The following is a 4695-nucleotide window of genomic DNA, read 5'->3' as shown; positions in this document are numbered from 1 at the left end:
GTCTTGCGGAGGCGGCGTGCTTCGCGCTGCCGGACGTCGCCGGCGTGCTCGCGTTCCTCGTGAGCGCATGCGGCGTCGTGGGCGTCGTCGCGGTAGAAGCGGACGGCGCGCCACCAGGGATGCTCGGTGCAGTGAATGACGATGACGGCTGCGGACTCGTCGAGGCGGATCGGGCTCGTGCTGGTGTTGGTGGACATCGGGATGCTCCTAGAAGTGGAATGCGTCGGCGGGCTTTACGACTGCGGGTGCGTCGGTGAGGAATTGCAGGGCGAGGGTCGCGGCCTCGAGTGGTGTGACGTCGGCGTCGGGCTGGTCCTTCGGCCGGCCGATGCCGAATCCGCCGTAAGTGCCGATCGCGCGTTTCACGGCGATCGCGGCGGCGGCGTCGAGGCGTTCCTGCTGCCAGTGTGCGAGGGTGCCCTCGTCGAGTAGTTTGAGCAGCTTGGTCGCGCCCTGCCGGACGTCGAGAGTCTTAGCGGCGGTGAGCTCGGGGCGAGGTGTGGCGCGGTTGAGCTGCTCGATTTCGACGGCTGCGGCTTGCGACGCGGTGTCGTAGATGATCGGCGTTTTGTGGGCGCGGGCGATGGTGAGCACCTTGCGCCATAGTCCCTTGGTGCCCTGCTGGTGGTGGAGCAGGCCGATCGCGGTTCGCGTCTCGCGTTCTGCGCCGTCGAGGTCTTCGGCGACGGCGACGAGGTCGGCGGGCTCGAGCGTGTGTCGCCATGCGACGGCGACGGATGCCCAGAGTCCGTCGGGGTGCACGGCGAGGGCGAGGGCGAAGTGTCCGGGGCTGTCGGGGAGTGCGCCGGGGACGAGGGTGCGGTCCCACGTCGCCGGCGGGATGAGGCCTGTCGCGGTGCCCTCGTCGCCGAAGATGCCGAGGTATTCGAAGATGAACTTCTGCCGGGGCTGTAGGTGGAAGTTCCGGCGCACGGCCTCGAGGTCGGTGAGGTTGCCGATGCCGGGGTGATGCAGCTCGACGAGCCGACGGACGTTCGCGCCGGGGTGCAGGTCGGTCGGTTCCCAGTCGGAGAGTTCCTCGTCGCTGGTCGAGTCGGGGGCGTTGTACCGGAGGATGCCGGCGTGGAGCTGCTCGGACTTCTGGTAGAGCACCTCGTAGAGCAGGTTCCCGGTCCTGATCTTGTCGGCGGTACCTGTGATGATGAATTGTCCGCCGGTGGTGTCGAGCGTCGGCGGGATCGCGGCGAGCAGGTCCTCGGTCATTTCGGGCTTCGCGCGGCCGGCCTCGTCGATCAGCACCTCGTCGTACGCGGAGCCTCGGAAGTTGTCGCCGATCGGTGCGTGAACGGAGAACACGGAGCGGTTCGGGAACACGAGCGCCTCGGAGCCGGCCTGCCGAACGACCTTCACGGGACGAGTCTTGGGGTCGGGGTAGGTGGCCTCGATGACGGCGAGCACCTCGTGCCCGAACTTCTCGCGTGCTTTCAGTCCGGTCGTCGCGAGCGTGAACGCGGAGTTACGGCGAGGTCGGTTCGCGCATCGGCCGATGATGACGGCGAGGATGGTCGTCGTCTTGGTCGATCGGCGCGGCATCATGACGGCGTTGATCGCGCGGCCGGCGGCGAGCATGTCGACGACGACGAGCTGCTGCGGGACAGGGTCCTGCGCTGCGCCCTCGCGGTTGTGGAGCTGACCCATGAGCATCATCCCGGTGAGGAAGTCGAGGCGGTCGGCGGCGGTCGTCTCGAGCTCGCTGACCTCGTCGGGGGAAAGAGCGAGCGCTCGATGCGCGGTCCACGCGGCCTCGTCCATGAGCCAGTGGTCGGCGAGGTCGGGGAAAAACACTGCTGTAGAGCCGAAGGCGGGGGTTCTCACGATGCTCATAAAAAGATCCGTCGGGTTCGCGTTTCTACCAGTCGAGAAGGTCGGTCGAGGTGGTTGCTCGTCGTTCGGCGCGGGCTTGCTGTCGTGCTGCGCCGAGCTTGCCGCCGGCGGCTCGGTTGCCGATGCATCGGGCGGTCTTGTATCGGTGCTCGGGTGCGAGGTTGCCGAGGTCGTGTCCGGCGTCGGGGTCGATGTGCCCTACGTCGTATCGCTGTTCCTCGTCGATGTCGTGTCCGCATCGCCAGCAGGTGACGTCGCCGCCGCCCCGCCGGAGGACTGCTACCCGCTGCCGGATGATGCGGGCGTTCTTCTGGTAGTCGGGGTGCCGGTGCTTCGCGCTCATCGGACGAGTGCTTTCGTGATCTGGTCGGCGTGCGGTCCGGTGTGCTCGTGCGGTCGAGTGCAGACGTTGATGCTCTCGCCCTCGATCCACGCGATCGCGCATGCGCCGGCGTCGGCCCAGGACTCGACTCGTTCGATCGCGTCGGCGACGAGGGCTGCGCGTCGAGCGAGGACTCGGCGATCGCGGATGCGGACGACGGCCCAGGTCGCGGCGATGGTGAGCATGATGATGACGAACGAGAGGGGCTCGATGTTGTCGATCATGAGCGGGCTCTCATCACGGCCGGCGCGTCGGCGTTCTTCGCATCGGCGAGGTTCGCGAGAAGCTTTCGGCCTCCATCGACGAATGCCCACGCCGCGTCGAGGTATTCGGGACCGTCCTGCACAAGTCGGGTTCGTGCGCCGTCGAGGGTGCGGGCGATGTGCTCGTGTGCCTGTGCCCTCTTGGTGCGCTGCCGGTTGCGGTCGGTGCGTGCTCGTTCGCGGGCGGTGTGTACCAGGTCGGAGAGTGCGTCCGTAGCTACTTTCGTGGTGGTCATGTCCTGTCTTTCGGTTGATAGGTGGGGCCGAGGATGGAGCGGATTTCCGCGCGGGTGAGTTCCGGTGAGTGATCCCTGTTTCGCTTGCCGTCGTCTCGGTGATGACCGCATATGCACCAGCCGGACTCGAGGTAGTGATGCTCTTCCATGTCGTCTGCTTCGGTGGTGAGTGGTTGAGGGAGGAGTGGCCCCCTCCGAGAACGGAAGGGACCACTCCTCGGCGATGCTTCGGCGGAGCCGGGCGTCGGTCGATGTGTGGGCGCGTCTCTCGAGCGCGCTACTGACAGGCGTATGCAGAGAGGGAGTCGAACGCGCTGCCCGGTCGTACCACTTACCAGCGCCCCTTCTGCTCGGGATGCTGGGAGTTTGTCGCTGTGCAGCTCAGCGGGTCTCACGGTCCTTCGGACGGTGGATGCCGGCTCGACCGGCGCGTATTCAGTTCTCCCCTGGCTGTCCCAGAGGTCGCGCTGGCGGTGGTCGCGCGTTCCGGCTGTCACGTTTCTGTTCCATGCGTTACACACTGGACGAGAACGAGACGAACGAACAACATTCAGCGCGGCGTGTCTCGATATTGTGACGAGAGTCGCGCTAACATGTGGATATGACGATGATCCAGATCGAAGCTACGACCGTCCCCGAGATTCTTCGGGCGACTCGAGCGCTCGCCGGCCTGTCGACGCGTGAGATGGGAGCGCTGCTCGACGTTGAGTATCAGCTCTTGCTCGCCGCCGAGGGGGTCGCGCTGTGAGCGGCTCGTGGGACGCGATGCTCGCCGCCGAGGAAGAGGTCGAGAACGCGCTGCAACGTCGCCGCGCGCTCGCACGCATGACGAAGGCCGAACTCGTCGATGCGGTGCGCATGCTCGAGCTGCTGCTCGATGAGCACGGCATCACGCCGCCGACGTCCGTTCGCCACGAGGTGAGCGTCGCGGCATCCGGCGGTTTCACGACCTTCGGCGTCGCCGAAGCGACCAAGCACGAGATTCGGAGACACGATGCCTGATGCACTGTTCGATCTGGACCACTACGCGCCGCTCGCCGTCAAGATCATGCGGTGCGCCGCGTGCATCGGCCAGGGGTGCGCACGCTGCGACAACGTAGGTCGGCTCGGTAGCTCGATCTGGCGCGGCGGGTCGTGTCTCGCGCGGATCACGGCAGATGTCGAGGTTGGGGGACGCGATGCAGGTTGAAACGAAGTACGAACTCGATATCGCCGAGCAGCTCGCCGTGATCAAGTCCGGCGGCGTTCAGGTCGAATACGTCCAGCACGCTTCGGTGACCGCGTGCGCGTTCGGAGACGACGTGCTCGTCATGTGGGACGGCGGAATGGTGATACCGCGGGAGCAGTTCGAGGCCGCGGTCGCGAGAGCAGCCGGCGGCTGATTAGACGTCCGCGCTGGGGACGCGGATGCGCACGCTGGGGACGTGCGTCGAACCCGATGAGGGTGCACGCTGGGGGGCCGTGCGCCCTCATCGCGGATGGTGCATGGAGAGGGAATGGATATGCTCACGCAAGCATGGATAGATGAGGTAGAGGCTTTCCTCGCGCACCAGCGCGCCGGAGGCAAACCCGCGACGACGAGGGCCGCTCGACAGCAGCACCTCTATCACCTCGCACGGAGGGTGCAGGCGGGGTCGCCGTGGGACGTGTCGAAGGCCGAGCTGCTCGAGTACGCCGGCGGGCAGGATTGGGCGAAGGAAACGCGCCGCTCGAGGCGGACGACGTTCCTCGCGTTCTGGCGGTGGGGAGTCGCTACGGATCGCTGCGAGGTTGTTGTCGCCGATGCACTGCCGATGGTGAAGGCGACCGCGCCGCGTCCTCGTCCCGCGCCGGATGCCGCGTACCGTGAAGCGCTGTTGCGCGCGCCGGCGCGTGAGACGCTGATGCTGCGGCTCGCGGCCGAGATGGGGCTGCGCCGGTCGGAGGTCGCCCAGGTGCACACTCGCGACCTGCTCGACGACCTCGTCGG

General features: G+C 66.8%; 9 protein-coding genes. 4 read left to right on the top strand and 5 right to left on the bottom strand.

What is annotated here, in order from left to right:
- The 5 genes from Q0Z66_RS11990 to Q0Z66_RS11970 all read right to left on the bottom strand — a co-directional run.
- A partial coding sequence (locus Q0Z66_RS11990) for a hypothetical protein (protein WP_298041466.1) occupies window positions 1-197 on the bottom strand: 197 nt, incomplete at its 3' end.
- Window positions 198-207: 10 nt separating this feature from the next.
- A complete protein-coding gene (locus Q0Z66_RS11985; protein WP_298041464.1) occupies window positions 208-1845 on the bottom strand; it encodes a hypothetical protein in 1638 nt (545 codons plus the stop codon).
- A gap of 25 nt (window positions 1846-1870) precedes the next feature.
- Window positions 1871-2188 (bottom strand): hypothetical protein, encoded by a 318-nt coding sequence (locus Q0Z66_RS11980; RefSeq protein WP_298041462.1) that lies wholly within the window; start codon window positions 2186-2188, stop codon window positions 1871-1873.
- The gene (locus Q0Z66_RS11975; RefSeq protein ID WP_298041460.1) at window positions 2185-2451 is read right to left on the bottom strand and encodes a hypothetical protein; all 267 of its coding nucleotides are present in this window, start codon (window positions 2449-2451) and stop codon (window positions 2185-2187) included. Before Q0Z66_RS11975 ends, Q0Z66_RS11980 begins: the two co-directional genes overlap by 4 nt.
- Window positions 2448-2726, bottom strand: coding sequence for a hypothetical protein (locus tag Q0Z66_RS11970; protein WP_298041458.1), 279 nt, complete (start codon window positions 2724-2726; stop codon window positions 2448-2450). Before Q0Z66_RS11970 ends, Q0Z66_RS11975 begins: the two co-directional genes overlap by 4 nt.
- 601 nt (window positions 2727-3327) lie before the next feature.
- On the opposite strand from Q0Z66_RS11970, the gene Q0Z66_RS11965 reads away from it, so the two are divergent.
- The 4 genes from Q0Z66_RS11965 to Q0Z66_RS11950 all read left to right on the top strand — a co-directional run.
- Window positions 3328-3474 carry a hypothetical protein gene (locus tag Q0Z66_RS11965; protein ID WP_298041456.1) on the top strand — a complete coding sequence of 49 codons (147 nt, stop codon included), beginning with the start codon at window positions 3328-3330 and terminating at the stop codon, window positions 3472-3474.
- Window positions 3471-3728, top strand: a complete 258-nt coding sequence (locus tag Q0Z66_RS11960; RefSeq protein WP_298041454.1) for a hypothetical protein — start codon at window positions 3471-3473, stop codon at window positions 3726-3728. The genes Q0Z66_RS11965 and Q0Z66_RS11960 overlap by 4 nt, the downstream gene beginning before the upstream one ends.
- A 176-nt stretch (window positions 3729-3904) precedes the next feature.
- Window positions 3905-4108, top strand: coding sequence for a hypothetical protein (locus Q0Z66_RS11955; RefSeq protein WP_298041453.1), 204 nt, complete (start codon window positions 3905-3907; stop codon window positions 4106-4108).
- A gap of 120 nt (window positions 4109-4228) precedes the next feature.
- On the top strand, window positions 4229-4695 hold a 467-nt coding region (locus Q0Z66_RS11950; RefSeq protein ID WP_298041451.1), incomplete at its 3' end, for a hypothetical protein.

Origin of the sequence: uncultured Microbacterium sp. (assembly GCF_947632095.1) — a bacterium.
GTDB lineage: Bacteria > Actinomycetota > Actinomycetes > Actinomycetales > Microbacteriaceae > Microbacterium.
Note: the sequence above shows the minus strand (reverse complement) of the source record. Positions and strands in the feature narration are given on the sequence as shown.